We start from the raw sequence: 720 nt of genomic DNA, 5'->3' as shown, positions 1-720 counted from the left end.
TGCTTGACCACATCGTGGCCAACCTGGCGGGTCGGCACTTGTTGCTCGTGCTCGACAACATGGAGCAGGTCCTCGAGGCCAGCGGGTTCGTCGCCGACCTGCTCGCCGTCACCGAGAGGGTGCGGGTTGTCGCGACGAGTCGCGCACCCCTGCATCTTTCTTGGGAGCAGGAGCTGCCGGTGCCGCCGTTGTCGGAGGGGCCGCAACTCTTCGCGGCCCGGGCCGCAGCCTCGGACCCGGGATTCGAGTTGACCGAGGCGAACGCGTCGACGCTCGCGGGAATCGTCCAGCGACTCGACGGCCTGCCGCTGGCGATCGAGCTGGCGGCCGCCCATGTTCGTGTGCTTTCGCCCGAGGCGATCCTCGAGCGGCTCGGCGACTCGCTTGGATTACTGGTGAGCGGCAACCGTGACGTGCCAGACCGCCAGCGCACGCTTCGCGCAACGATCGCGTGGAGCCACGGACTGTTGAGCCGTCGGGGGCAGCGACTGTTCGCCATCTGCTCGGTCTTTCGCGGGGGCATTGATCTCGATGCGCTGACCGAGGTGTCTCAGGCCGTCGGCTTCGACGGTTCCGTTCTCGATGCAGCGGCCGAACTCATCGACCACAGCCTGCTGCGACGAGCTCACGATGCGGAGGCTCCGCGGTTTGCGATGTTGGAGACCGTGCGTGACTTCGCAGCCGCGCAACTTGCCGCAGGCGAGGACCTGCAGGCAATCC

Annotated in this window: 1 protein-coding gene; it reads left to right on the top strand. The window is 67.2% G+C overall.

Annotated features, from left to right (window positions below):
* A partial coding sequence (locus ABD194_RS21485; RefSeq protein ID WP_425580041.1) for an ATP-binding protein occupies positions 1-720 on the top strand: 720 nt, incomplete at both ends.

Origin of the sequence: Terrabacter terrae, assembly GCF_039529575.1 — a bacterium.
Classification (GTDB): domain Bacteria; phylum Actinomycetota; class Actinomycetes; order Actinomycetales; family Dermatophilaceae; genus Terrabacter; species Terrabacter terrae.
The sequence above is the reverse complement of the archived record's forward strand: the minus strand, read 5'-3'. Positions and strand labels throughout refer to the sequence as shown.